The following is a 24773-nucleotide window of genomic DNA, read 5'->3' as shown; positions in this document are numbered from 1 at the left end:
GGCCTCCGCGGGGCTCCCGGAGCTTGCGCTCCGAGCGAACAGTTCGGGAAGCGGGATGGCGTTGTCCGACCTGCGCGTTAGGGTCCATGAATACGAGGGCACGTGAGTATCCGGGCGCCGGCGGACCCGTCCGCTCCGGCTGGACCGTGCCCCAGAACGAGACGCTGAGACGGCACATGGCCGTCGGAGACGAGCAGGTGGATACGTGACGAATCTGAAGCCTTACGCCGCGGGTGAGCCGTCCATCGGTGGCGGCCTCGGCGACCATGTCTACAACCGGCTGCTCGGCGAGCGCATCATCTTCCTCGGCCAGCAGGTCGACGACGAGATCGCGAACAAGATCACCGCGCAGCTCCTCCTCCTGGCCGCCGAGCCGGAGAAGGACATCTACCTCTACATCAACAGCCCCGGTGGCTCGGTCACGGCCGGCATGGCCGTCTACGACACCATGCAGTACATCCCCAACGACGTCGTGACCATCGGCATGGGCATGGCGGCCTCGATGGGCCAGTTCCTGCTCACCGGTGGCGCCAAGGGCAAGCGCTTCGCCCTGCCGAACACCGACATCCTGATGCACCAGGGCTCCGCCGGCATCGGCGGCACCGCGTCGGACATCAAGATCCAGGCCCAGTACCTGCTGCGTACCAAGCAGCGGATGGCCGAGATCACCGCGTTCCACTCGGGCCAGACCGTCGAGGCGATCATCCGCGACGGTGACCGCGACCGCTGGTTCACCTCCGAGGAGGCCAAGGAGTACGGCCTCATCGACGAGATCATCTCGGCCGCGTCCAACGTTCCGGGCGGCGGCGGCACCGGGGCCTGATCCCGGCACCCACCGCCAGTACCCCGCAGCCGACAGCCCGCAGAACGCCACCAGGATGGTGAACACCCAGATGCAGAACAACTTCTCCGCGAGCGGCCTCTACTCCGGCCCGCAGGTGGACAACCGCTACGTCATCCCGCGCTTCGTCGAGCGCACCTCGCAGGGCGTGCGCGAGTACGACCCGTACGCGAAGCTCTTCGAGGAGCGCGTGATCTTCCTCGGCGTGCAGATCGACGACGCCTCGGCCAACGACGTCATGGCGCAGCTGCTGTGCCTGGAGTCGATGGACCCGGACCGCGACATCTCGATCTACATCAACAGCCCCGGCGGCTCCTTCACCGCGCTGACGGCGATCTACGACACGATGCAGTTCGTCAAGCCGGACATCCAGACGGTCTGCATGGGCCAGGCGGCCTCCGCCGCCGCGGTCCTGCTCGCCGCCGGCACCCCCGGCAAGCGCATGGCCCTGCCGAACGCCCGCGTGCTGATCCACCAGCCCTCCGGCGGCACCGGCCGTGAGCAGCTCTCGGACCTCGAGATCGCGGCCAACGAGATCCTGCGCATGCGCGACCAGCTGGAGACCATGCTGGCCAAGCACTCGACGACGCCGATCGAGAAGATCCGCGACGACATCGAGCGCGACAAGATCCTCACGGCCGAGGACGCCCTCGCGTACGGCCTGATCGACCAGATCATCTCCACCCGCAAGAGCAACAAGCTCTGACCCTTGCCGCCAGTTGGCGCGGGCACACCACCGGATTCGGCGATGTGAACCACGTCAAGGGGGCCCCGCACGGGGCCCCCGGCAAGGTACCGTCGGATATGAGGCACCAGGAGCGCTGAACCAGGCGTCTCCCAGGCGAAGGGGAAGCACCTCGTGGCACGCATCGGTGACGGCGGCGACCTGCTCAAGTGCTCGTTCTGCGGAAAGAGCCAGAAGCAGGTGAAGAAGCTCATCGCAGGACCCGGTGTGTACATCTGCGACGAGTGCATCGACCTCTGCAACGAGATCATCGAAGAGGAGCTCGCGGAGACCTCCGAGGTCCGGTGGGAGGAACTCCCCAAGCCCCGTGAGATCTACGAGTTCCTGGAGAGCTACGTCGTCGGCCAGGAGCCGGCGAAGAAGGCGCTCTCCGTAGCGGTCTACAACCACTACAAGCGGGTCCAGGCCGGCGAGAACGGCGGCGCGCAGGGCCGCGAGGACGCGATCGAGCTCGCGAAGTCCAACATCCTGCTGCTCGGCCCGACGGGCTCCGGCAAGACGCTCCTCGCGCAGACGCTGGCCCGCATGCTGAACGTCCCGTTCGCCATCGCCGACGCGACGGCGCTGACGGAGGCCGGGTACGTCGGCGAGGACGTCGAGAACATCCTGCTGAAGCTGATCCAGGCCGCCGACTACGACGTCAAGAAGGCCGAGACCGGGATCATCTACATCGACGAGATCGACAAGGTCGCCCGCAAGAGCGAGAACCCGTCGATCACGCGCGACGTGAGCGGCGAGGGCGTGCAGCAGGCCCTGCTGAAGATCCTTGAGGGCACGACGGCGTCGGTGCCGCCGCAGGGCGGCCGCAAGCACCCGCACCAGGAGTTCATCCAGATCGACACGACGAACGTGCTCTTCATCGTGGGCGGCGCCTTCGCCGGCCTGGAGAAGATCATCGAGTCGCGTGCGGGAGCCAAGGGCATCGGCTTCGGGGCGACGATCCGCTCCAAGCGCGAGATCGAGGCCAGCGACCAGTTCCAGGAGGTCATGCCGGAGGACCTGGTGAAGTTCGGGATGATCCCCGAGTTCATCGGCCGTCTGCCCGTCATCACCTCGGTGCACAACCTGGACCGCGAGGCCCTGCTCCAGATCCTGATCGAGCCTCGCAACGCGCTGGTCAAGCAGTACCAGCGGCTGTTCGAACTCGACGGCGTCGAGCTGGACTTCGAGCGCGAGGCGCTGGAGGCCATCGCGGACCAGGCGATCCTCCGCCAGACGGGCGCGCGCGGCCTGCGCGCCATCATGGAGGAGGTCCTGATGTCGGTGATGTACGAGGTCCCGTCCCGCAAGGACGTGGCCCGCGTGGTCATCACGGCGGACGTCGTCCGCTCCAACGTCAACCCGACGCTGGTCCCGCGCATCGTCCCGAAGGACCAGGGCCCGCACGAGAAGTCGGCCTAGCCGCACGGTAGTACGCAGAAGGGGCGCCCCCGGCCGGGGGCGCCCCTTCTGCATGTCCCGTCGTCCCGCTACTTCTTGACGCGGGAGGTGTTGTAGAGCTTCGCGGCGAGTTCCGCGGTCTGCTCCTGCGTGTAGCCGGGCTTGCCGGCCATGATCGACGCCACGTCGGAGGCGCTCACCATGGCCAGCGTGCTGTAGTCGCCCCAGATGCAGAACGGGAGGGTGGCCTCCTTGGGGCCCTTGGCGGAGGTGTCCTTCGAAGTGAACTTGATGTCCTGGCACTTCATGACGGCACCCTTGAAGTTCGCCGGGGACATCGTCTTCGGGCTGCCGAGGAGCTGTACCTCGGACTTGCCGTCCTTGGACGCCTGCAGCTGCGCCTGGGCGAAGTAGCCGTCCACGGCCTTCTCCGGGTCGGCGATCTCGCCGTACACGCCCGAGAAGTTGAGCCCCTTGAGGGTGAAGGGGTTCTTCGGGTCGCCTGCCTGGTAGTTCATGCCGACCTGGGTCGGGTTCTTGACGCCGGCGGCCTCGGCTTCCTTCTTGTCCTTGTCGGTGAAGGACTTCTCCTTGAAGTTCGGGTCCTTCTTGAAGTCGTCCACCGACTCGGGGGCGACCAGCTTGTACCCCTTGGTGTCCGCGGAGATCTTCCCGCCCGCGTCGGCGCCCAGGAGGTACCAGCCGCCGCCTGCGATCACCGCTACGGCCACGACCACGCCGATGATCAGGCCCGCCTTGGACTTCTTCGGGGGCTGGCCGCCGTACGGGGCCTGCTGCGGGTAGCCGTAGGCCGGCGTCGGCGGCTGCTGGGGGTAGCCCTGCGGGGGGACGCCCGGCTGCTGCGGGTAGCCGTAGCCCGGCTGCGGGGGTGCGGGCTGGCCGTACGGGCCCGGCTGGGCCGGCTGCTGGCCGTACGGGCCGGGCGGCGGCGGGGGCTGCTGCCCGTACGGTCCCGGCTGCTGAGGCTGCTGTCCGTACGGCCCCGGCTGGTTGTAGCTCATCCCGCGTCCCCCTCTGAGGTTGCTTATACGTTCCTCACATCCTGTCTGAACCCGAAGCCGTGCAGGGCGCCGGGCCCCTCCCTAACCGGTTTCATGACTGGACTGTTACGGCCCTAAACTGAGCCCCGTGACCGAGAACACGCAGACACCCAGCAGCCCCGACTCCGAACTGCCGACCGCCTACACGCCGGCCGACGTAGAGGGGAAGCTCTACGAGCGCTGGGTGGAGCGTGGGTACTTCACGGCCGATCCCGCGAGCGAGAAGCCCCCGTACACGATCGTCATCCCGCCGCCGAACGTCACCGGCTCCCTGCACCTGGGGCACGCCTTCCAGCACACGCTCATGGACGCCCTGACCCGCCGCAAGCGGATGCAGGGCTACGAGTCGCTGTGGCTGCCCGGCATGGACCACGCCGGCATCGCCACCCAGAACAAGGTCGAGCAGCAGCTCGCCGAGGAGGGCAAGTCCCGCCACGACCTGGGCCGCGAGGCGTTCGTCGAGCGCGTCTGGCAGTGGAAGGAAGAGTACGGCGGCAAGATCCTCGGCCAGATGCGCCGCCTCGGCGACGGCGTCGACTGGTCCCGTGAGCGCTTCACCATGGACGAGGGCCTGTCCAAGGCCGTCCAGACCATCTTCAAGAAGCTCTACGACGACGGCCTGATCTACCGCGCCGAGCGCATCATCAACTGGTGCCCCCGCTGTCTGACGGCCATCTCCGACATCGAGGTGGAGTACCAGGAGGACGCGGGCGAGCTCGTCTCCATCCAGTACGGGGAGGGCGAGGACACCCTCGTCGTCGCCACCACCCGCGCCGAGACGATGCTCGGTGACACCGCCGTCGCCGTCCACCCGGACGACGAGCGCTACAAGCACCTCGTCGGCAAGCAGATCAAGCTGCCGCTGACCGACCGCACCATCCCGGTCGTCGCGGACACGCACGTCGACCCGGAGTTCGGCACCGGCTGCGTCAAGGTGACCCCGGCGCACGACCCGAACGACTTCGCCATCGGGCAGCGCCACGGCCTGCCCAACATGACGATCATGGACGAGCACGGTGTCATCACCGTCCACGGCCCCTTCCTCGGCCTGGACCGCTACGAGGCGCGCTCCGCGGTCGTCGGCGCGCTGCGCCAGCAGGGCCGCATCGTCGCGGAGAAGCGCCCGTACCTGCACTCCGTCGGCCACTGCTCGCGCTGCAGCACCACCGTCGAGCCGCGCCTGTCGCTGCAGTGGTGGGTCAAGGTCGAGACCCTCGCCAAGGCCGCCGGTGACGCGGTCCGCGACGGCCGCGTCGCCATCCACCCGGTGGAGATGGAGAAGCGCTACTTCGACTGGGTCGACAACCTCAACGACTGGTGCATCTCGCGCCAGCTCTGGTGGGGCCACCGCATCCCGGTCTGGTACGGCCCGGCCGGCGAGGTCGTCTGCCTCGGCCCCGACGACGAGGCGCCGACCGGCGAGGGCTGGACGCAGGACACCGACGTCCTCGACACCTGGTTCTCCTCCGGCCTGTGGCCGTTCTCCACGCTCGGCTGGCCGGAGAAGACCCCGGACCTGGAGAAGTTCTACTCCACCGACGTCCTGGTCACCGGCCACGACATCATCTTCTTCTGGGTCGCCCGGATGATGATGTTCGGCCTGTACGCCATGGACGGCGAGGTCCCCTTCAAGACGATCGCCCTGACCGGCCTCGTCCGCGACGAGCGCGGCAAGAAGATGTCGAAGTCCTTCGGCAACGTCGTCGACCCGCTGGACTGGATGGACAAGTACGGCTCCGACGCCGTCCGGTTCACCCTGGCCAAGGGCGCCAACCCCGGCACCGACGTCCCGATCGGCGAGGACTGGGTCCAGGCGTCCAGCAAGTTCGCCAACAAGATCTGGAACGCCACGCGCTTCGCGCTGATGAACGGCGCCACGATCGAGGGCGAGCTGCCGCCGGCCGAGCAGCTGTCGGCCACCGACCGCTGGATCCTCTCCCGCCTGAACAAGACGATCGCGCAGGTCGACGCGTACTACGAGGACTTCCAGTTCTCGAAGCTCAGCGAGGCGCTCTACCACTTCGCGTGGGACGAGGTCTTCGACTGGTACGTCGAGCTGTCGAAGACGACCTTCTTCGCGGGCGGCGAGCAGGCCAAGGTCTCCGCGCGGGTCCTCGGCGAGGTCCTCGACGTCATGCTGCGCCTGCTGCACCCGGTGGTGCCGTTCGTCACCGAGACCCTGTGGACCACCCTCACCGGGCGCGAGTCGCTGGTCGTCGCCGACTGGCCGAAGGACAGCGGCTTCCGCGACGACGCCGCCGAGGCCGAGATCGGCAGCATCCAGACGCTCACCAAGGAGGTCCGCCGCTTCCGCAAGGAGCAGGGCCTCGACGACAAGCAGAAGGTCCCGGCGCGCCTGGACCTGGCTGGCACCGTGCTGGCCGCCCACGAGGCCGCCATCCGCCAGGTGCTGCGGCTGCAGCCCGAGGGCGAGTCCTTCAGCGCCACCGCGACCCTGCCGGTCGCCGGTGCCACGGTCGCCCTCGACCTGTCGGGCACCATCGACGTGGACGCCGAGCGCAAGCGCCTCACCAAGGACCTCGGCGCCGCCGAGAAGGAGAAGCAGCAGGCCGAGGCGAAGCTCGGGAACGAGGCCTTCCTGGCCAAGGCCCCCGACAACGTCGTGGACAAGATCAAGGGACGGCTGGCCAAGGCCGAGGCGGACATCGCCCGGATCCAGGCCCAGCTGGCGTCCCTGCCGGCCGCCTGACAGCAGGCAGCCAGAAGGACGGGCCAGGGCCCCCGCACCGGACGCCGGTGCGGGGGCCCTCGCCGTACGCCGCTCACGGCCGGCCCCGGAGCAGGCGGTCGCCGCCGGGACGAGGAGCGGGTCCTCCAGGGGTCGTGCCCCGGTGGGGCGGCCGTTCCGGTCGTCGTCCCTGCGAGGCCGGGAACGGGTCCGGCCCGGGGGAGGGGCGAAAGGTCGCACGGTGCCCGGACCTCCGGCCTGTCCGAAGTGCCCTACATCACGCCGTTTTCCTGTCGGTGGGATCTCATCCGCGCCCCCGGCCACGGATGATGGAGGACATGCACGTCAAGCCCGTCGCCCCGGTGTACCACCGCTGCGTGGCCGCCGGCCGCCGACTGGCCGACACCTGGGCCGGTACGCCGCGGGCCGTCGACGTGCTCACCGCGCTCGGCTGTCTGGGGCTGATGGCCCTCGACCTGCCCGGTCTCGCCGCCGCCGACAACTCCCTCAGCGGCTTCGCCGCGGCCGTCGTGCTCGCCCTGGGCTGCGCGACGCTGCTGGTCCGCCGCCGAACGCCCTGGATCTCGTACCTGGCGGCGCTGCTCTTCATCGGATGGCTCCACGAGCTGACCCTGATCCAGTTCGCGCTGTACTCGGTCGGCCGCTTCCGCGGACGCCGGGCGGGCATCCTGGCGACCCTCGGATACATCGCCTTCGCGCTCGTCATGTTCTGGGTGCCCGGCTGGCCCGAGCCCCGGGGGCAGACGCTCAGCGCCTTCCTCGGCATCGTCGTGCCCATCGGCGCGCTCGCCTCGGCGGTGGGCATCGCCGCCTACCGGCACGACCTGGTGCGGGAGCTGACCGCCCGGCGGGCCGAGTCCGCCGTGTTCCGGGCCGTCCAGCAGGAACGCGTCTCCGTCGCCCGCGACGTGCACGACTTCGTCGGGCGGGAGCTGACCCTGCTGACGGTGCGGTCCGAGGTGCTGTCGGTACGGGCGCGCGGGAGCGCGCACGCGAAGGACTTCGAGGAGCTGGCCGACACCGCCCGCAGGGCCCATCTGGCGCTCAACGAGATCATCGTGCAGCGGGGCGAACGGGCCTCGACCCCGGGAGTGGAGGGGCTGGCGGCGCTGGCGGAGGAGAGCGGACGGGCCGGTTCACCCGTCCGGCTGGCCATGGACGACGACGTGCACGGGCTGTCGCCGCTGCGGCAGGCGGCGGTCTACCGGGTGGTGCAGGAATGCCTGACCAATGCCGCCAAGCACGCGCACGGGGAGACCATCGACGTGTCGATCGCGGCCGACGGCCCCCGGCTGCGGATCGCCGTCAGCAACGCCCTGCCGGCCCGGACCCCGGGCCGGGCCCCCGTCTCGGCCGGCTCCGGCACCGCGAGCATGTCCGAGCGGGTCCGCAGTCTGGGCGGCACCCTGACGGCGACCCGCACGGACGACACCTACGAGGTCGTCGCCACCCTGCCGCGAGGCTAAGGGCGCTGCCCGGGGCGGGCGGGAGGGTGCGGACACGGCTCAGCCCCGGGCCGGGGCCGGCAGGCCGCCCAGGGTGTCCAGGTCCTCCACGCAGCGGCCGGAGCCCAGGGCCACGCAGTCCAGCGGGTCGTCGGCGACGAAGACCGGGATGCCGGTCGCGGAGGCCATGCGCAGGTCGAGCCCCGGCAGCAGGGCGCCACCGCCGGTGAGGACGATGCCGTGCTCCATCACGTCGCCGGACAGCTCCGGCGGGCATTCCTCCAGCGTGCCGCGGACCGCCGCGATGACCGCCTCGACCGGCTCGTCGAGGGCGGCGCGCACCTCGGCCGTTCCCAGTCGGTGCGTCTTCGGCATCCCGCCGACCTTCTCGCGGCCGCGCACGGTGAAGGTCGCCGTCTCCAGCTCGGGCCGGTCCGGCACCGGCCAGGCCGAGCCGATCGCCAGCTTGGCCTGCTCGGCGGTGCGCTCGCCGATGAGCAGCGAGTGCTCCCGGCGCACATGGTCCATGATCGCCGCGTCGAGCCGGTCGCCGCCCACGCGCACCGAGCGGGAGGTGACGATGCCGCCGAGGGAGATGACGGCGACCTCGCAGGTGCCGCCGCCGATGTCCACGACCATGGAGCCGCGCGCCTCCGCCACCGGCAGGCCGGCGCCGATCGCCGCCGCCATCGGCTCCTCGATCAGGTGGACCGCCCTGGCGCCGGCCCGGGTGGAGGCGTTGACGATGGCCCGCCGTTCGACCGGGGTGACGCCGGAGGGCACGCAGACCACCATCCGGGTGCGGGTCCGCCGACCGGGGACCGCCTTGCGCACGAAATGCCGGATCATCTCCTCGGCTGCCTCGTAGTCGCAGATCACGCCGTCCTTCAGGGGGCGGATCGCGGTGATGGACCCGGGGGTGCGCCCGATGGTCTCCTTGGCGTCCGCCCCGACGGCCAGAGCGGTGGTGGTGCCCGCCTTGACGGCGACCACGGACGGCTCATTGAGGACGATCCCGTGCCCCCGCGCGTAGACGAGGGTGTTGGCGGTTCCCAGGTCGATGCCTATGTCGCGGCTGGATGCTGTCTTGTTGCTGCTGGCCTGCGGCATTTGTTCCCCAATCTGCTGCTGGCAAGGCTTGCATAACGATCCGGTCGCTCCGGCCGCCGGAGGTCCCGAAACGGCCGGGCCGAAAGTCCTGCCGGTGGCCGTCCGTAGACTGGCCCTGTGAGTGACCAGCAGCCCGAGAACCACGACCGCCACGACGACGAAGACCTCGCCGGTGCCTTCGGCGAACTCGACGAGTTCGACCAGATCGTGGCGGAAGAGTCCGACCGCGACCCCGACCTGGCGGTGATCGAGGCCGGCAGCCGCACCCTGCGCGCCCAGGCCGGACCGCCCCAGGGGGACCCGGTGCCCGCCCGGCCCGTCGACCCGGAGGTCGCCAAGGCGCTGCTGGAGGTGGAGCAGGAACTCTCCACCCGATGGGGTGAGACCAAGCTGGAGCCCTCGGTGTCGCGGATCGCGGCGCTGATGGACGTACTGGGCGAGCCGCAGCGCGCGTACCCCTCCATCCACGTCACCGGGACCAACGGCAAGACCAGCACCGCCCGCATGATCGAGGCGCTGCTGAACGCCTTCGAGCTGCGCACCGGCCGCTACACCAGCCCGCACGTGCAGTCGATCACCGAGCGGATCAGCCTCGACGGGGCGCCGATCGAGGCCGAGCGCTTCGTGGAGACGTACCACGACGTCAAGCCGTACGTGGAGATGGTCGACGCCGCCGAGGAGTTCCGGCTGTCCTTCTTCGAGGTGCTCACCGGGATGGCCTACGCGGCCTTCGCGGACGCCCCCGTGGACGTGGCCGTGGTCGAGGTCGGCATGGGCGGCAGCTGGGACGCGACCAACGTCATCGACGGCTCCGTCGCCGTGGTCACCCCGATCAGCCTGGACCACACCGACCGGCTCGGCTCCACGCCCGGTGAGATCGCCGTGGAGAAGGGCGGCATCATCAAGCAGGACGCGACCGTGATCCTGGCGCAGCAGCCGGTGGACGCGGCGCAGGTGCTGCTGAAGAAGGCCGTCGAGGTCGACGCGACGGTGGCCCGCGAGGGCATGGAGTTCGGCGTCGTCTCGCGCGAGGTCGCGGTCGGCGGGCAGCAGCTGACGCTGCGCGGTGTGGGCGGCGAGTACGACGGCATCTTCCTCCCGCTGTACGGCGCCCACATGGCGCACAACGCGGCGGTGGCGCTCGCCGCGGTCGAGGCCTTCTTCGGGGTCGGCGGGCAGCACGCCCGGGTGCTGGACGTGGACACCGTGCGCAAGGCCTTCGCCTCGGTGACCTCGCCCGGCCGCATGGAGGTCGTGCGGCGCAGCCCGACGGTGATCCTGGACGCGGCGCACAACCCGGCGGGCGCGGCGGTCACCGCGGAAGCGGTCACCGAGGCGTTCGGCTTCAGCCGGCTCGTCGGCGTCGTGGCCGCGAGCGGGGACAAGGACGTGCGCGGGGTGCTGGAGGCATTCGAGCCGATCTTCGCCGAGGTCGTGGTCACGCAGAACTCCAGCCACCGGTCGATGGGCGCGGACGAGCTGGCGGCCGTCGCCGTCGAGGTCTTCGGCACGGACCGGGTGCAGGTGGAGCCGCGGCTGGACGACGCCCTGGAGGCGGCGATCACGCTGGCGGAGGAAGAGGCCGAGTACGGAGGGGCCGGGGTCCTGGTGACCGGCTCCGTGATCACGGTGGGCGAGGCCCGCCTGCTGCTGAAGAGGGGCTGAGGATGCGCACGCTGTGTGCGAGCACGCTGATCGGCGAGTTCTTCGTGATCGGCTTCGCGGGACTGGTCGCCATGAAGGACCCGGACCTGACCCAGGCCACGGTCTGGACGGTGTGCGGGGTCTCGATGCTGCTGTCGGTGCTGCTGTGCGGCATGCTGTCGCGCCCCGGGGCGGTCCAGCTGGGCTGGGCCCTGCAGATCGGCCTCATCGCGAGCGGGTTCGTCGTCCCGACGATGTTCTTCCTCGGCGCGGTGTTCGCCGGCCTGTGGTGGTGCTCCGTGCACTACGGCCGCAAGATCGACTCGATCAAGGAGCGGTGGGCCGCCGCACAGGAGGCTCCCGCGGCGTCCGGAGCGGCCGACACCGCCTGACGGATCCGAGGGGTCCCCGGGCCACCCGGGCGGCGGGAGCGCCCCGGACGGCCCTGTAGATTCGCCCTACCGCACCCGTATGCCGCAAGGAGCCGCAACATGACCCAGCGCACCCTCGTCCTGCTCAAGCCCGACGCCGTCCGTCGTGGCCTGGTCGGCGAGATCATCGGCCGCATCGAGCGGAAGGCCGGCTGGACCATTCCCGCACTGGAGCTGCGCACGCTCGACCAGGAGACCCTGGAGGCGCACTACGGCGAGCACAAGGGCAAGCCGTTCTACGAGCCGCTCATGGGCTTCATGTCCAGCGGCCCGGTCGTGGCCCTGGTCGTCGAGGGGGAGCGCGTGATCGAGGGCGTCCGCCAGCTGGCCGGACCCACCGACCCGATCGCCGCGGCGCCCGGCTCCATCCGTGGCGACTTCGGTACCGTCACCCGCGAGAACCTGATCCACGCCTCGGACTCGCAGGAGTCCGCCGAGCGTGAGCTGAAGCTCTTCTTCCCCGCGCTCTGATCAGTCATTCCTGACGAGACATCAGCCGAATAGCGCTCATGACCTGGGGCGACCGAAGTAATTTCGGTCGCCCCCAGGTAATTCCGGGCCCGAGCGGGAACGCCTGGGCAGGAGACGTCGTCACCACTAAGGGGGCGGGTATCCATTCCGGCGGGATTGCCGGAGTCCCGTCGCGCGGTGTCCGTACCCCGGCACTACGATGGGGCCTCCACCCACACACCCACCTCGCCGACCTGACAGCAGCCGCTATCAACTGGAAGGCCAGACGCTCCTCATGGGGAACAAGGGGAACAACATGTCGTTCATCGGCCGTGACATGGCGATCGACCTCGGGACCGCCAACACGCTGGTGTACGTGAGGGGCCGGGGGATCGTCCTGAACGAGCCGTCCGTGGTCGCCATCAACACGAACACCGGTGGCATCCTCGCGGTCGGCTCCGAGGCGAAGAAGATGATCGGGCGCACGCCCGGCAACATCGTCGCCGTACGACCCCTCAAGGACGGCGTGATCGCCGACTTCGAGATCACCGAGCGTATGCTCCGGTACTTCATCCTCAAGATCCACAAGCGTCGCTACCTGGCCCGCCCGCGCGTCGTGGTCTGCGTTCCCTCCGGCATCACGGGAGTCGAGCGCCGCGCGGTCATCGAGGCGTCCACGCAGGCCGGCGCCCGCCAGGTGCACATCATCGAAGAGCCCATGGCCGCCGCCATCGGCTCGGGCCTGCCCGTCCACGAGGCCACCGGCAACATGGTCGTGGACATCGGCGGCGGCACCACCGAGGTCGCCGTCATCTCCCTCGGCGGAATCGTCACGGCACAGTCCATCCGGGTGGCCGGCGACGAGCTCGACAACGCCATCATCCAGCACATCAAGAAGGAGTACTCCCTCCTCCTCGGTGAGCGGACGGCCGAGCAGATCAAGATCACCATCGGCTCCGCGTACGACCTCGACAAGGACGAGCACACCGAGATCCGCGGCCGCGACCTGGTCTCGGGCCTGCCCAAGACGGTCGTCATCTCGGCCGCCGAGGTCCGCAAGGCCATCGAGGAGCCGGTCAACGCCATCGTCGACGCGGTCAAGACGACGCTCGACAAGTGCCCGCCGGAGCTGTCCGGCGACATCATGGACCGCGGCATCGTCCTGACCGGCGGCGGCGCCCTGCTCCGCGGCCTCGACGAGCGGCTGCGCCGGGAGACCGGCATGCCGATCCACATCGCCGAGGACCCCCTCGACTCCGTCGCGCTCGGCTCCGGCAAGTGCGTCGAGGAGTTCGAGGCCCTCCAGCAGGTCCTGGACGCTCAGCCCCGTCGCTGACCACACCCCTCCCGGCAGGGGAGGGGCCAAGCGGAACACAAGGATCCGCCGTACGGGTGCTACCGGGCCCGTGCGGCGGATCGTTGATATACAGGCAAAAGAGAATTCCGACGAGGAAGGCACGGCCGCCGCACGTGAGGGACACACGAGAAAGCCGGCTGCTCCTGGTGCTTCTGATCGCCATCGCGTTCGCGTTGATCACGGTGGACATCAGGGCAGGCGAGGAGTCACCGGTCGACGGTGCCCGGCAGGCCGCCGCGGCGGTCTTCGGGCCGGTCGAGGAAGGTGTGGCGACCGCGGTCGATCCGGTCGCCAACGCCATAGGGGCCGTACGGGACTCCGGGGAGCGCCACAACCGCATCGCCACGCTGGAGCGCGAGAACGCGGCGCTCAAGGCCAGGCTCGGCAGCGAGGACCAGACCCGCAGCCGCATCCACGAGCTCGACGAGATGCTCAAGCGGGCCGGCGCCGGACAGTACGGCATCAAGGGCGCCGAGGTCATCGCCATAGGAGCGGCCCAGGGCTTCTCCTGGACCGTCACCATCGACGCCGGCAGCAAGGACGGCATCGAACGCGACATGACCGTCCTCAACGGCGACGGACTCGTCGGCCGCGTCACCACCGTCGGCCCCGACACCGCCACCGTCGTCCTCGCCAACGACCCCGACTTCACCGTCGGCACGCGCCTGGAGAAGACCGGCGAACTCGGCTTCGCCACCGGCCAGGGCGACCGCGCCCTGTCCGTCCAGATGCTCAACGGAAAGGCCAAGGTCAGCCCCGGCGACCGGCTCGTCACCTTCGGCTCCCGCGGCAACAAGCCCTTCGTGCCCGGCGTGCCGATCGGAGAGGTCGTCAAGGTCGACCCCTCGCGCGGCGACCTGACCCGCACCGTATGGGTGCGTCCGTTCGTCGGCTTCTCGCGGCTGGACATCGTCGGCGTCGTGGTGATGCCGCCGCGCGAGGACCCGCGCGACGCCGTCCTGCCGCCCAAGCCCGAGGCCCCCAAGCCCACCCCGACGGTCACCGTCACGGTCACCCCGTCCGGGTCCGCCAGCCCGCTCGCCCAGCCGGCCGACGACTAGGAGCCGACCCCGCATGCGCTTCAACCGGATCCTGCTCTCGGCCACGCTCGTCGTGGTCGCACTCGTCATCCAGGTCACCGTCCTGGGCCGGCTCCAACTGCCCGGCGCCGTACCCGACCTGCTGCTCCTCACCGTCGTCTCCCTCGCACTCGTGTACGGGCACGTCAGCGGAGCGCTCATCGGCTTCGGCGCCGGACTCCTCGCCGACCTGGCACCGCCCGCCGACCACGCGGCCGGACGGTACGCGCTCGTCCTGTGCGTCATCGGCTACGTCGCCGGCCTCGTCCGCCCCGACGGCGGGCGGTTCCGTTCCGCCTGGGGCCCGATGCTGACCGTCGTCGCCGCCGCGATCGGCTCCACCCTGCTCTACGCGAGCGTGGGCGCCCTCGTCGGCGACACCGCCGCCCGCCACGTGGGCCTGACCGGGCTGGTGTTCACCGCCACCCTCTACGACCTGCTGCTCGCGCCCTTCACCGTCCCCTGGATCATGGCGCTGGCCCGCAAGGCCGAGAACGACCCGATGGCCGTCGAGGCCGGCGGCGGCCCCACGGGCAAGGCCGCCGACGTCTCCGCCGGCTGGCTGGCCGGCGGCACCGGCCTGCGCATCGGCAGCCAGCGCGGCGGCCTGCGCCTGAAGACCGCGCGGTCCCGCGCCAACAAGGCGGTCCGCATAAAGGGCGTCAAGCCGACCAAGGGTGTGAAGAGCGCCAAGAAGCTGTGAGGGAGGAGCAGACGTGACCAACGTCCCGGAGACCGGCCGCACCTCCCGGGTGCAGATCAGGCTCGTCATCATGCAGGTCCTCGTCTTCTCGATGCTCGTCACCCTCGGCGGCCGGCTCTGGTTCCTCCAGATCCGCAACGGCGCGGAGTACTACCACGAGGCCAAGAGCAACCACGTCCAGCGGGTCGTCCAGCCCGCCGTGCGCGGCTCCATCCTCGACGCCCGCGGCGTCCCCCTCGCCGACAACGAGACCCGCCTGGTCGTCTCCGCCAGCCGCACCGCGCTGATGAAGATGAAGGACAAGGGCAAGGGCGTCATGACCCGCCTCGCCGACGTGCTGGACATGACCCCCAAGGAGGTCATGGACAAGGTCCGGCTCTGCGACTCCCAGACGCCCAAGCCCTGCTGGAACGGCTCCCCCTACCAGCCGATCCCGGTCACCCTGGAGGCGACCACCCAGCAGGCACTCCAGCTGCGCGAACGACCCGAGGAGTTCCCCGGCATCACCGCGGAGCCCACCGCCGTCCGCCGCTACCCGGCCCCCGGCGGCGCCCGCACCTCACAGGTGCTCGGCTACCTCTCGCCCGTCACCGACGACGAGATCCAGAAGGCCAAGGACACCGACTCCCCGCACCTGCGGTCCGACCAGGTCGGCCGCTCCGGGATCGAGCGCACCTACGACCGCGAGCTGCGCGGCAAGGCGCAGGTCACCAGCTACGAGGTCGACAACCTCGGCCGGGTGATGGGCCAGACCAGGTCCGACCCCGGAATCGCCGGATCCACCCTCGTCACCAGCATCGACGCCCGCGTCCAGGCCGTCGCCGAATTCGAGCTCCAGCAGGCGATGAAGGTCGTCCGCAACGAGACCGACAACATCACCGGCCGCAAGTACGAGGCCGACTCGGGCGCCGTCGTCGTCATGGAGGCCAAGACCGGCCGCATCGTCGCGATGGCCTCCCAGCCCGACTACGACCCCAACGCCTGGGTCGGCGGCATCTCCGGCGCGGACTACGCCAAGCTCACCAGCAAGAGCTCCAACTACCCGCTGCTCAACCGGGCCATCCAGGGCATGGCCCCCGCCGGCTCCATCTTCAAGGTGGTCTCCGCGAGCGCCGCGGTCCGGGCCGGCTACAAGTTCAACGACAAGTACAACTGCAGCAGCTCCTACAGCCTCGGCGGCCGCAGCTTCGCGAACTTCGAGTCCAAGGGGCACGGCCCCATCACCCTCGGCGAAGCCCTCAAGTTCTCCTGCAACACCGTCTTCTACGCCCTCGGGCACAAGGAGTGGCAGCGCGACGGAGGCCTCAGCCCCAAGAAGGACGCCCACGACTGGTTCTACCGGACCGCCCGCGAGTTCGGCCTCGGCTCCGAGACCGGGATCGACCTGCCCAACGAGGTCAAGGGCCGCATCCCCGACCGCCAGTGGAAGCAGAGCTTCTGGGCGGCCAACAAGAACTCCTGGTGCAAGCAGGGCAAGCGGGGCGGCACCTACGTCGAGCAGATCGCCTACGAGAGCTGCCTGGAAGGCAACCAGCTCAAGGCGTACGACAGCATCAACTTCGCCATCGGCCAGGGCGACGTCCTCGTCACCCCCATCCAGATGGCCACCGCCTACTCCGCCATCAGCAACGGCGGCACGCTCTACAACCCCACCGTCGGCAAGGCCGTGATCAGCCCCGACGGCAAGCGCATCGAGATGATCAAGCCCCAGTCCCACGGCAGGCTCCCCATCGCCGCCCAGACCGTCGCGGACCTCGACAAGGGCCTGCGCATGGTCGTCGAGCCCGGCGGCACCGCCGCCTGGCGCTTCGGCGGCTGGCCCCAGGACAAGATCCCGATGCACGCGAAGACGGGTACCGCCCAGGTCTACGGCAAGCAGACCACCTCCTGGCTGGCCACCTACACCAAGGACTTCACGATCGTCATGACGATCTCCCAGGGCGGCACCGGCTCAGGAGCCTCCGGCCCCGCCGTCCGCAACCTCTACAACGCCCTCTACGGTCTGACCATGGACGGGAAGCAGGACCTGAAGAAGGCCCTGCTGCCGGCCCCGGAGGCGAAACTGCCCAAGATCAACCCCGACGGCTCCATCGACTCCCCCGAGATCCGGCCGTACGTACCGCCGTCCCCGGAGGAACTGGAACCGCCGGCACTCGCCGGGCCTCCCCCGACACGGCACGACTGAGGACCCCATACCGACATGCCAACCGCCAACAAGTTCTCCGTCTCCCGGTACGCGCCCGAGCGCGGCCCGATGGCCAAGCTCACCGCCCGCGACTCCGTGCTGCGCCGGCTCGACTGGCCGATCCTGCTCTCCTCGCTCGCCCTGTCCTTCCTCGGCGCCCTGCTCGTGTGGTCGGCCACCCGCAACAGGACCACCCTGAACCAGGGCGACCCCTACTACTTCCTCGCCCGGCACGCCCTGAACACCGGCATCGGCCTGGTGCTGATGATCGGCACCGTCTGGCTCGGCCACCGCACCCTGCGCGGCGCCGTGCCCGTCCTCTACGGCCTCTCCCTCGTGCTCATCCTCGCCGTGCTGACCCCGCTCGGCGCCACCATCAACGGCGCCCACGCGTGGATCGTGATCGGCGGCGGATTCTCCCTCCAGCCGTCCGAGTTCGTGAAGATCACGATCATCCTGGTCATGGCGATGCTGCTCGCCACCCGGGTGGACGCGGGCGACCTCGCCCACCCCGACCACCGCACGGTCGTCAAGGCGCTCTGCCTGGCCGCCGCCCCGATGGGCATCGTCATGCTGATGCCCGACCTCGGCTCCGTCATGGTCATGGTCGTCATCGTGCTCGGCGTGCTGCTCGCCTCCGGGGCCTCCAACCGCTGGGTCATCGGCCTCCTCGCCTCCGGCGTCGGCGGAGCCGTCCTGATATGGCAGCTCGGCGTGCTCGACGAGTACCAGATCAACCGCTTCGCGGCCTTCGCCAACCCCGAGCTCGACCCCGCCGGCGTCGGCTACAACACCAACCAGGCGCGCATCGCGATCGGCTCCGGCGGCCTGACCGGCTCCGGGCTCTTCAAGGGCTCCCAGACCACCGGCCAGTTCGTGCCCGAGCAGCAGACGGACTTCGTCTTCACCGTGGCCGGCGAGGAGCTCGGCTTCGTCGGGGCCGGACTGATCCTCGTGCTGCTGGGCGTCATCCTCTGGCGGGCCTGCGTGATCGCCCGGGAGACCACCGAGCTCTACGGGACCATCGTGTGCGCCGGCATCATCGCCTGGTTCGCCTTCCAGTCCTTCGAGAACATCGGGATGACCCTCGGCATCATGCCCGTCGCCGGTCTGCCGCTGCCGTTCGTGTCCTACGGAGGCTCCTCGATGTTCGCCGTGTGGATAGCGGTCGGACTCCTCCAGTCGATCAAGGTCCAGCGGCCATTGTCAGCCTGATGTTCCGTTCATCCTGCAGACGTGTTCCGTTCAGGACTAAGTTCGGTACATGGCGGACACAAAGCGCGAGATCGAGCGGAAATTCGAGTTCTCCAAGGCCAAATCTGCCCGGCGCGGGGTGCCGGACCTGACGGGGACGGCCGCGATCGCGGCCGTCACCGACCAGGGCACCGTGGACCTCGACGCCGTCTACTACGACACCCCCGACCAGCGGCTCGCAGCCGACGGCCTCACCCTCCGGCGCAGAACGGGCGGCGCCGACGAGGGCTGGCACCTCAAACTGCCCGTCTCCCCGGGGGTGCGCGACGAGGTCGGGGCGGAGCTCAGCGACACCGTCCCACCCGCCCTGGCCGCCCTCGTACGCTCCCGCGTCCGCGACGCCGGCCTCGGGCCGCAGGTCCGCCTGGTCTCCTCGCGCCGCGTCAGCCACCTGCTCGACGCCGACGGAGCACTCCTCGCCGAACTGAGCACCGACGAGGTCCTGGCCGAGCGCGGCGACACCACCGCCGGCTGGACCGAGGTCGAGGTGGAACTCGCCGACGGCGTCGACCCCGACCTGCTCGACGCCGTCGAGAAGACCTTCCGCAAGGCCGGGCTCAAGGTCTCCGACGCCCCCTCCAAACTCGCCCGCGCCCTCGCCGAGACCGACGCCGAGCCCCCCGCCCGGCCCGCCGGAGGCGGCCCCGAGGGCACCGCCGGCGCGCACGTCGTGGCGTACCTCGCCGAGCAGCGCGACGCCCTCGTCGCCCAGGACCCGGCCGTACGGCGGAACCTGCCGGACTCCGTCCACCAGATGCGGGTCGCCACCCGCCGGCTGCGCAGCGCCTTCAAGACCTACCGCAAGGTCCTGGACCGCGAGGTCACCGACCCGATCGGCGAGGAGCTGCGCTGGCTGGCCGCCGAACTCGGGGTCGACCGCGACCAGGAGGTCCTCATGGAGCGCCTCCAGTCGCACCTCGCCGAACTGCCGCGCACCCTGCTGACCGGCCCCGTCCGCAGCCGGCTGCGGACATGGAACACCGCCCGGCGCTCCGGCTCGCGCCGCAGGGCCCTGGCCGCCCTCGACAGCGACCGCTACGTCACCCTGCTGAACTCCCTCGACGCCCTGCTGGACGCGCCCCCGCTGCTGGCGGGCGCCGCCAAGTCCCCGAAGAAGGTCCTGCCCAAGGCGGTGCTCCGCGACTACGCCCGCCTCGCCACCCGCATCGACAGCGCCCTCGCCCTCGACGCCGGCAAGGAGCGGGACGTGGCCCTGCACGAGGCACGCAAGGCGGCCAAGCGCGTCCGCTACGCGGCGGAGTCGGCCGAGCCCGAGCTCGGCAAGCCGGCGAAACACCTGGCCAAGGCCGTGAAGAAGGTCCAGACCCTGCTCGGCGACCACCAGGACAGCGTCGTGGCCCGCGACGCCCTGCGCGGCCTCGCCGCCCAGGCGGCCGACGCCGGGGAGTCCGCTTTCACCTGGGGCGTGCTCTACGGCCGCGAGGAGGCCCTGGCCGAGCGGCGCGAGCGGGAGCTTCCGGACCTCTGGGCGAAGGCCTCGGCCCCCGCCCTGCGGGCGGCCCTCCAGTGATCATGCGGGTGGGGGCGGCTGAGCCGTCGGGGTACGCTAGATAGCTGCCCCCTGCCCGCTTCACGAAAGTCGCGTGATGACCGAGTCGGTCTTCCCTCAGCTTGAGGCCCTGCTTCCGCACGTGCAGAAGCCCATCCAGTACGTCGGCGGTGAACTCAACTCCACGGTGAAGCCGTGGGAGAGCTGCGACGTCCGCTGGGCGCTGATGTACCCGGACGCATACGAAGTCGGGCTGCCCAACCAGGGCGTCATGATCCTGTACGAGGTGCTCAACGAGCGCGAGGGCGTCCTCGCCGAGCGCACCTACAGCGTGTGGCCGGACCTCGAAGAGCTGATGCGCGAGCACAAGGTGCCGCAGTTCACCGTGGACAGCCACCGCCCCGTCTCCGCCTTCGACGTGTTCGGCCTGTCCTTCTCCACGGAGCTGGGCTACACCAACATGCTCACGGCCCTGGACCTCGCGGGCATCCCGCTGGAGGCCCGGAACCGCACGGTGGACCACCCGATCGTCCTCGCGGGCGGCCACGCGGCCTTCAACCCGGAGCCGATCGCGGAGTTCATCGACTGCGCGGTCATCGGCGACGGCGAGCAGGCCGTCCTCGACATGACCGAGATCATCCGCACCTGGAAGGCCGAGGGCAGGCCGGGCGGCCGCGAGGAGGTCCTCCTCCGCCTCGCCAAGACCGGCAACGTCTACGTCCCCGGCTTCTACGACGTCGAGTACCTCCCGGACGGCCGTATCGGCCGCGTCGTGCCCAACCGGTCCGGCGTGCCCTGGCGCGTGTCCAAGCACACCGTCATGGACCTCGACGAGTGGCCCTACCCCAAGCAGCCCCTGGTCCCGCTCGCCGAGACCGTCCACGAGCGCATGTCCGTGGAGATCTTCCGCGGCTGCACCCGCGGCTGCCGTTTCTGCCAGGCCGGCATGATCACGCGCCCCGTGCGGGAGCGAAGCATCACCGGCATCGGCGAGATGGTCGAGAAGGGCCTCAAGGCGACCGGGTTCGAGGAGGTCGGCCTGCTCTCGCTGTCCTCCGCGGACCACACCGAGATCGCCGACATCGCCAAGGGCCTCGCGGACCGCTACTCGGACGACAAGGTGGGCCTGTCCCTGCCGTCGACCCGCGTGGACGCCTTCAACGTGGACCTGGCCAACGAGCTGACCCGCAACGGTCGCCGCTCCGGTCTGACCTTCGCCCCCGAGGGCGGCTCCGAGCGCATGCGCAAGGTCATCAACAAGATGGTCTCGGAGGAGGACCTGATCCGGACCGTCGCCACCGCCTACGGCAACGGCTGGCGCCAGGTGAAGCTGTACTTCATGTGCGGCCTGCCCACCGAGACCGACGAGGACGTGCTCCAGATCGGCGACATGGCCGTCAACGTCATCGCCAAGGGCCGCGAGGTCTCCGGCCAGAACGACATCCGCTGCACGGTGTCCATCGGCGGGTTCGTACCCAAGCCGCACACCCCGTTCCAGTGGGCGCCGCAGCTGTCGGCCGAGGAGACGGACGCCCGCCTGGGCAAGCTCCGCGACAAGATCCGCGGCGACAAGAAGTACGGCCGCTCCATCGGCTTCCGCTACCACGACGGCAAGCCGGGCATCGTCGAGGGCCTCCTCTCGCGCGGTGACCGCCGCATCGGCGACGTCATCCGCGCCGTCTACGAGGACGGCGGCCGCTTCGACGGCTGGCGCGAGCACTTCAGCTACGACCGCTGGATGCAGGCCGCGGAGAAGACGCTGCCCGCCTACGGCGTGGACGTGGCCTGGTACACCACGCGTGAGCGCACCTACGAGGAGGTCCTGCCCTGGGACCACCTGGACTCCGGTCTCGACAAGGACTGGCTCTGGGAGGACTGGCAGGACGCCCTGGACGAGACCGAGGTCGACGACTGCCGCTGGACCCCGTGCTTCGACTGCGGCGTCTGCCCGCAGATGCAGACCGAGATCCAGATCGGCCCGACCGGCAAGAAGCTGCTGCCGCTGTCGGTCGTGAAGTAACCCTTGGGTCACGAGAGGCCCCCGCCCGCAACGGGTGGGGGCCTCCGTCGTGTCCTTGACGGCATGGACATGGACAAACGGGCTCCCGCCGGCGGCGGCGAGGGGTGCCTGGTGGGCGTCATCAGGATCCCCGTGAAGATCGTCGCCGTACTCGTCGTACTGCCCGTACGAGTGGTGTGGGAACTGCTGGTCGCCGCGGCCCGGGCCGTGCACCGGCATGTGCTCGGGCCGCTGTACATCCATGTCGTCGAGCCGCTGCTGCGTGCGCTGGGGTGGCTGCTGACCACCCTGCTCAAGCTGGTGTTCGTCTGGCCGTGGATCGGGTTGTGGCGGTACCTGCTCGTCCCGGTCGGGCAGGGACTGGCGTGGCTGGCACGCGGGCTGTACGACCAGGCGCTGGCGCCGGCCGGCCGGTTCCTGACCAGCCACCTGCTGCGTCCCCTCGGGGCGGGGCTGGCCTGGCTGGGCCGGGGCGGTATGCGCTACCTGCTCGCGCCCCTCGCCAAGGGCGTCGCCTGGATCGCCTGGGCCGTCGGCATGACCCTGTTCGTCTGGCCGTGGGTCGCGCTGTGGCGGTACGTGCTCACACCCGTCGGCCGCGGGATCGCCTGGCTGGCCGCGGCGGTGTACCGGTACGTGCTCACCCCCGTCGGGCACGGCCTCGTATGGCTCCTCGTCGCGGTGTTCCGGTACCTGCTGCGGCCCGTCGGGGTGGGGCTGGCCTGGCTCGTGGCCGCCCTGTACCGGTATCTGCTGCGGCCTGTCGGGCTCGGCATCGCATGGCTCGCGGCAGCCCTGTACCGGTACCTCCTCACCCCGCTCGGGCAGGTCCTCGTGTGGGCCTGGCACGTGGCCGGGCGGATCGTCGCCGCCCTGTGGCGCGGGCTCAAGCTGGTCGGCCGGGTGCTGGTCGGGTGGCCCGCCTCCCGGGTGTACCGGCACGTCCTCACCCCCGTCGGCCACGCCGCGCGCGAGGTCTGGCGGACCGGCCGCGCCGCCGTCCGCGAGGCACGCGCCACCGTACGCCGTGCGCTCTTCGGTACTCCTCCCGTGGAACCGGCGAGGTCACGGGCGCGTACTCTGGGTAGTACGACAGCCGCCGACGCGGCACCCGCAGACGAGATCTCCCTGCCCCGACGGCAGGGGTGAGCCGGAGCGGGTCGACAGACCTCAGGGCGATGCGCGAGCCGCGGAGCCCCGCACAAGGAGAAGAACCACTGGGCAAGCGACAGCCCGAAGGCCCGCCTCCCGCACCGGTGGTGCAGCGCATCCGACTGCGCTACACCAAGCGCGGCCGCCTCCGGTTCACCAGCCACCGAGACTTTCAGCGCGCCTTCGAGCGGGCCCTGCGCCGCGCCGAGGTGCCGATGGCGTACTCGGCGGGCTTCACCCCGCACCCGCGCGTCAGCTACGCGAACGCCGCCCCGACCGGGACCGGCAGCGAGGCCGAATACCTGGAGATCGGCCTCGCCGCGCCGCGCGACCCCGAGAAGCTCCGCGAGCTGCTCGACGAGTCGATGCCGGCCGGACTCGACATCATCGACGCCGTCGAGGCCCGCACCTCGGGCCTGGCCGACCGGCTGACCGCCTCCGTGTGGGAGCTGCGCCTGGACGGCGTGGAGCTCGCCGAGGCCGAGCGGGCCGTGGAGGTCTTCCTCGCCGCCGAGAGCGTCGAGGTGCAGCGCAAGACCAAGAACGGGGTGCGGACCTTCGACACCCGCGGCGCGGTCGTCAGCCTCGAAGCGCTTCCGGCGCCGGCTGATAGGCCGCTGGACAATGCCTGTGCGATACTGCGGCTGGTTGTTCGGCATCTGACACCTGCCGTGCGACCCGACGACGTCCTGTCCGGTCTCCGAGCTGTGGCCGACCTGGCGCCGCCGGTCCCCTCTGCGGTGACCAGGCTGGCGCAGGGGCTCTTCGACGAGGAGTCCGGCACGGTGACCGACCCGCTCGCGCCCGACCGCGAGGCAGACACGGCCGCCCCACCCACGGTCGCCGTGACCGCCGACGCGAAGGCGCCGGAAGGTCCCGCCGCGTAGGGATCGTCGTCGTCGCGCAGCCCTGGTACTCGGGAGCCACCTGGGTCGGGCCGCGTACAGACCTGAAGACTTCCGCCAGGCCGTACGGGCAAACACGTACGGAACCGGCGGCCATGGACTACAGCTCCCGTGTGGCGAACGCGCCCCGGAGGCCGGCTCCGCGCATCGTGCGGAGCCGTGCCGGACCGGAAGTCAGCCGCGGCGCCCGGGAGCGTGACGGGAGAACCGCCCGCAATGCTCAACAACGAGAACGACACCACCAACTCCGCCGGCGCCGACAGCGGCAGCCCCAGCGACAACCTGCCCCCGCGCAGGCGTCGCCGCGCCGCTTCCCGGCCGGCCGGTCCGCCCGGCGGCACCCCTGCCGCCGAGGTGACTGCGGTGACGGAGCCCGCCCCCGTCGAGGAGGCAGCTCCGGCCGCCGCACCCGCCCGTCCCCGCCGCCGCGCGACCCGCGCCGTGGCCGCTCCGAAGACGCAGGCCGTGGAGGCCGTCGTCGTCGAGCCCGCCGCCGAGACCCCGGTCGCCGAGGCTGCCGCCCCGGTCGTGGAGGAGGCTGCTGCGGCTCCGGCTCCTCGGGTCCGTCGTCGTGCGACCCGTGCCGTGGCCGCCCCGGCCGCTGAGGCTGCCGAGGTTCCGGTTGCGGAGGCTCCGGCTGCCGCCGAGGCTGCCGCTCCGGTCGTGGAGGAGGCTGCTGCGGCTCCGGCTCCGCGGGTCCGTCGTCGTGCGACCCGTGCCGTGGCCGCCCCGGCCGCTGAGGCTGCCGAGGTTCCGGTTGCGGAGGCTCCGGCTGCCGCCGAGGCTGCCGC

Annotated in this window: 19 protein-coding genes and 1 pseudogene; 18 read left to right on the top strand and 2 right to left on the bottom strand. The window is 70.5% G+C overall.

Features of this window, described 5'->3' with window-relative positions:
* The first annotated feature begins 205 nt into the window (after positions 1-205).
* The 3 genes from AVW11_RS06220 to clpX all read left to right on the top strand — a co-directional run bounded on the left by AVW11_RS06220 (position 206) and on the right by clpX (position 2987).
* Positions 206-823, top strand: a complete 618-nt coding sequence (locus AVW11_RS06220; protein WP_030760907.1) for an ATP-dependent Clp protease proteolytic subunit — start codon at positions 206-208, stop codon at positions 821-823.
* Between the two features lie 55 nt (positions 824-878).
* On the top strand, positions 879-1547 hold the full coding sequence (locus AVW11_RS06215) for an ATP-dependent Clp protease proteolytic subunit (protein WP_030649987.1): 669 nt from the start codon (positions 879-881) through the stop codon (positions 1545-1547).
* A gap of 153 nt (positions 1548-1700) precedes the next feature.
* On the top strand, positions 1701-2987 hold the full coding sequence (gene clpX / locus AVW11_RS06210) for an ATP-dependent Clp protease ATP-binding subunit ClpX (RefSeq protein ID WP_030840753.1): 1287 nt from the start codon (positions 1701-1703) through the stop codon (positions 2985-2987).
* A gap of 68 nt (positions 2988-3055) precedes the next feature.
* On the opposite strand, the gene AVW11_RS06205 is transcribed toward clpX, so the two are convergent.
* The gene (locus AVW11_RS06205; protein ID WP_076043458.1) at positions 3056-3988 is read right to left on the bottom strand and encodes a hypothetical protein; all 933 of its coding nucleotides are present in this window, start codon (positions 3986-3988) and stop codon (positions 3056-3058) included.
* Between the two features lie 127 nt (positions 3989-4115).
* On the opposite strand from AVW11_RS06205, the gene AVW11_RS06200 reads away from it, so the two are divergent.
* On the top strand, positions 4116-6737 hold the full coding sequence (locus tag AVW11_RS06200) for a valine--tRNA ligase (RefSeq protein ID WP_030840757.1): 2622 nt from the start codon (positions 4116-4118) through the stop codon (positions 6735-6737).
* A gap of 317 nt (positions 6738-7054) precedes the next feature.
* On the top strand, positions 7055-8203 hold the full coding sequence (locus AVW11_RS06195) for a sensor histidine kinase (protein ID WP_076043497.1): 1149 nt from the start codon (positions 7055-7057) through the stop codon (positions 8201-8203).
* A 39-nt stretch (positions 8204-8242) separates the two neighbouring features.
* Here AVW11_RS06195 and AVW11_RS06190 read toward each other — a convergent pair whose 3' ends face one another.
* Positions 8243-9292, bottom strand: coding sequence for a rod shape-determining protein (locus AVW11_RS06190; protein WP_076043457.1), 1050 nt, complete (start codon positions 9290-9292; stop codon positions 8243-8245).
* A 117-nt stretch (positions 9293-9409) separates the two neighbouring features.
* Between AVW11_RS06190 and folC the strand changes: the two genes are divergently transcribed.
* From folC to AVW11_RS37075, 13 genes and pseudogenes are all read left to right on the top strand, one after another.
* Positions 9410-10957 (top strand): bifunctional tetrahydrofolate synthase/dihydrofolate synthase, encoded by a 1548-nt coding sequence (folC, locus tag AVW11_RS06185; RefSeq protein WP_030840761.1) that lies wholly within the window; start codon positions 9410-9412, stop codon positions 10955-10957.
* A 2-nt stretch (positions 10958-10959) separates the two neighbouring features.
* Entirely contained in the window at positions 10960-11328 is a 369-nt protein-coding gene (locus AVW11_RS06180) for a DUF4233 domain-containing protein (RefSeq protein WP_030840770.1), read from the top strand.
* A 99-nt stretch (positions 11329-11427) separates the two neighbouring features.
* Entirely contained in the window at positions 11428-11838 is a 411-nt protein-coding gene (ndk, locus tag AVW11_RS06175) for a nucleoside-diphosphate kinase (RefSeq protein ID WP_076043456.1), read from the top strand.
* Between the two features lie 295 nt (positions 11839-12133).
* Positions 12134-13153: a rod shape-determining protein gene (locus AVW11_RS06170; RefSeq protein WP_008738981.1), complete on the top strand. Its 1020-nt coding sequence runs from the start codon at positions 12134-12136 to the stop codon at positions 13151-13153.
* Positions 13154-13287: 134 nt separating this feature from the next.
* A complete protein-coding gene (gene mreC / locus AVW11_RS06165; protein WP_030840773.1) occupies positions 13288-14235 on the top strand; it encodes a rod shape-determining protein MreC in 948 nt (315 codons plus the stop codon).
* A 13-nt stretch (positions 14236-14248) separates the two neighbouring features.
* On the top strand, positions 14249-14956 hold the full coding sequence (gene mreD / locus AVW11_RS06160) for a rod shape-determining protein MreD (RefSeq protein ID WP_060178035.1): 708 nt from the start codon (positions 14249-14251) through the stop codon (positions 14954-14956).
* Positions 14957-14969: 13 nt separating this feature from the next.
* Complete coding sequence (gene mrdA, locus AVW11_RS06155; protein WP_060178036.1) at positions 14970-17141, top strand: penicillin-binding protein 2; 2172 nt, start codon at positions 14970-14972, stop codon at positions 17139-17141.
* A 15-nt stretch (positions 17142-17156) separates the two neighbouring features.
* The gene (gene rodA, locus AVW11_RS06150) at positions 17157-18356 is read left to right on the top strand and encodes a rod shape-determining protein RodA (protein WP_060178037.1); all 1200 of its coding nucleotides are present in this window, start codon (positions 17157-17159) and stop codon (positions 18354-18356) included.
* 49 nt (positions 18357-18405) lie between these two features.
* Positions 18406-19926 (top strand): CYTH and CHAD domain-containing protein, encoded by a 1521-nt coding sequence (locus AVW11_RS06145; protein ID WP_076043455.1) that lies wholly within the window; start codon positions 18406-18408, stop codon positions 19924-19926.
* A gap of 73 nt (positions 19927-19999) precedes the next feature.
* Positions 20000-21925 carry a TIGR03960 family B12-binding radical SAM protein gene (locus AVW11_RS06140; RefSeq protein WP_183065374.1) on the top strand — a complete coding sequence of 642 codons (1926 nt, stop codon included), beginning with the start codon at positions 20000-20002 and terminating at the stop codon, positions 21923-21925.
* A 63-nt stretch (positions 21926-21988) separates the two neighbouring features.
* Entirely contained in the window at positions 21989-23074 is a 1086-nt protein-coding gene (locus AVW11_RS06135; RefSeq protein ID WP_076043453.1) for a hypothetical protein, read from the top strand.
* Between the two features lie 110 nt (positions 23075-23184).
* Complete coding sequence (locus AVW11_RS06130) at positions 23185-23964, top strand: TIGR03936 family radical SAM-associated protein (protein ID WP_030840799.1); 780 nt, start codon at positions 23185-23187, stop codon at positions 23962-23964.
* Between the two features lie 234 nt (positions 23965-24198).
* A pseudogene (locus AVW11_RS37075) lies at positions 24199-24773 on the top strand (hypothetical protein); the annotation flags it as partial.

This window comes from Streptomyces amritsarensis (genome assembly GCF_001953875.1).
GTDB lineage: Bacteria > Actinomycetota > Actinomycetes > Streptomycetales > Streptomycetaceae > Streptomyces > Streptomyces amritsarensis.
The sequence above is the reverse complement of the archived record's forward strand: the minus strand, read 5'-3'. Positions and strand labels throughout refer to the sequence as shown.